The sequence below is a fragment of the Desulfosarcina cetonica JCM 12296 genome (genome assembly GCF_001311845.1).
GTDB classification, from domain to species: domain Bacteria; phylum Desulfobacterota; class Desulfobacteria; order Desulfobacterales; family Desulfosarcinaceae; genus Desulfosarcina; species Desulfosarcina cetonica.
Window position 1 is genome coordinate 1 of the sequence record NZ_BBCC01000382.1, and the last position, 2503, is coordinate 2503.

The following is a 2503-nucleotide window of genomic DNA, read 5'->3' on the forward strand; positions in this document are numbered from 1 at the left end:
ATTCGTTGAGGCAGGTCAGCAGGGATGCCGCCGTGCTGCCCCCCTGCGGTCGGCCGTGGCGGTCGACGGCCGGAATCAGTCGCACCCGTGAGATCAGATCTTCAAGGTGCTCTTCGATGATCGGTCGCGACGGCGCGCGCAGGTCGACGGCCAGGGTCAGGTCGAAGCCGGCGGAGAGCAGATCTTCGGTGACAAAGCGCAGCCATCCGGGATGGTGGCCCTCCACGCGGGGCTCGTAAAGGAGCAGTTGCTGACGGTCGATGTGACGGTCGATGGTCGAAGCGGTTTTGTTCATGCGGGGCCTGCGTCTTCACCCTTTGGCAGCGGTCTTGCCGGATGCGGCATACTGCATCGTATAAAGCTTGTGATATTCTCCCCCTTGGGCCAGTAAGCTCTCATGGGTGCCCGTTTCCACGATCCGGCCGGCCACGATGACGGCAATCTGATCGGCATTAGCGATGGTCGAGAGCCGATGGGCGATGACGATCGTCGTGCGGCCGTGCATGAGGTTTTCCAGGGCCTTCTGGACCACGGCTTCGGCCTCGGAGTCCAGCGATGCGGTGGCTTCATCCAAAATCAGGATCGGTGCGTCCTTGATCAATGCCCGGGCGATGCACAGACGTTGTTTCTCACCGCCGGACAACCGGCCGCCCAACTCGCCGATCCGGGTGTCGTAGCCCTTTTCAAACCCCAGGATGAAATCGTGGGCAAAGGCCGCCTCGGCCGCGGCGACGATCTGCGCCTCGGTGGCCTGGATATGGCCGTAGGCGATATTGTCGCGCACGGTCTCGTTGAACAGGATCGGTTCCTGGGTGACGATGGCGATCTGTTTGCGCAGGTCGGCCACGCGGAATTGCCGGATATCGGTGCCGTCGATCAGGATGCTGCCGCCGGTGACATCGTAAAAGCGCGGAATCAGGTTGGCCAGGGTGCTTTTGCCGCCGCCGCTCATGCCCACCAGGGCCAGAACCTCGCCCGGGTTGACGCAAAGATCGACGTTTTTCAGCACATCATGATCGCCATAACTGAACGAAACCTTTTCAAAGCGCAAGTCATGGGACGTGTTCTCAAGGGGGAGGGGGACCTGTGGGTCCGTGATGTCCGATGCCGTCTCGATGATGTCGAAGACGCGATCGGCGGCGGATAGTCCGCGTTGGATCGAGTTGTTCAGGCGGCTGAGTTTCTTCACCGGGTCGTATAAAAGCAGGACGCAGGCCAGAAAGCTCATGAACGTTCCCGCTGTGGTCTTGCCGGCGATGACCTCCGAGCCGCCGTACCAGATGACGAAGGCGATGCCCAGCCCGCCGAAAAACTCCATCACCGGCGAGGAGAGCGCCTGGATGATGACGCCCTTGATTTCCAGATTGAACAGGCGTCGGGTCTTCTCGAAGAACCGTCTTTTTTCATGCGCTTCCATGCCAAAGGCCTTGACGATCTTGTTGCCGGCGAAGGTCTCGTGCAGAAAGGTGTTGAGTTCGGCCATGGCCTGTTGACAGCCGGTGCTGACGCGGCGGACCTTGCGCCCCAGAACGAATACCGGCCAAAAAGCGGCGGGCAGGACAATGAAGGCCAGGATCGCCATGCGCCAGTTCTGGTAGAGGATGACCGCCGACAGTCCGATCACCGTCGAGGCATCGCGCAGGGACGAGGTGACGGCCGTGGACACCATCGACTTGAGTACGTTGACATCGTTGGTAATCCGCGACATCAGGGTGCCGGTGCGCTCTTTTTGGAAAAACGCCAGGGAGAGATCCTGGATTCGATCGTAGAGCTGATTGCGCAGGCGGCGGATGATATCCTCACCCACATAGTTCATGAAGTATTCCTGGCCATAGCTGCCAAGCCCCTTGACCAGAAAAACAGCGATGACCAATAGGGGCAAAAGGAGCAGGCCCTGGGTGTTGCGGTTGACGAAGATGTCATCGATGACCGGTTTGATCAGGTAGCCCATGGCCGTGGTGGCCGCCGATATCATCAGGCTGCATCCGGCCGCCAGAATCAGTCGCCCGCTGTTTTTTTTTATCAGCGAGAAAAGGTTCCGGTGGCGGGCTTCTATCTTGATACCCAAAAAGTGGTTCACTTTTCTTTCCCTGTTTTGGGGGACGGCGTCCCGCATTGGTGCATTCGATGGCCCGCTTTTAACGCAAGGTCCGTCTTTTGTAAATGATCAGGATCGCCATTGCCATCCCGAACCCGGCATTATATAAAAGGCTGTTTGAAAAATCAGCAGACACGGATGGCGATGATGCCCTTTGAAGAGATCGATTTGTCGAAAATCACCACCTATTCGGCGGCCTCCCGGGCCTCCAAGGTGACCACTTCCCTGGAGGGCAAACCCTTGCGCGCCGGCATGCGCATGGCTGAATTTTTGGATCATTTGCCGGCGGTGCTCAAGGCCGACGAGCTCAAGGCCGTGGCCCGGGCGGTGGTCGACGCCCGAAAGCGGGGCAAGCCGGTCCTGGTGATGCTCGGCGGCCACGTGATCAAGACCGGCTTAGCGCCG

2 protein-coding genes and 1 pseudogene are annotated in these 2503 nt (G+C 59.4%); 1 reads left to right on the forward strand and 2 read right to left on the reverse strand.

The window, feature by feature from the left end; genetic code table 11:
* Both JCM12296_RS34070 and JCM12296_RS34075 read right to left on the reverse strand, forming a co-directional pair.
* Window positions 1-295, reverse strand: a 295-nt coding sequence (locus JCM12296_RS34070) for a hypothetical protein (RefSeq protein ID WP_157068171.1), incomplete at its 3' end; no start/stop codon positions are given.
* 15 nt (window positions 296-310) lie between these two features.
* A complete protein-coding gene (locus tag JCM12296_RS34075; protein WP_246805298.1) occupies window positions 311-2080 on the reverse strand; it encodes an ABC transporter ATP-binding protein in 1770 nt (589 codons plus the stop codon).
* Between the two features lie 156 nt (window positions 2081-2236).
* Here JCM12296_RS34075 and JCM12296_RS34080 point away from each other — a divergent pair.
* A pseudogene (locus JCM12296_RS34080) lies at window positions 2237-2503 on the forward strand (GSU2086 family protein); the annotation flags it as partial.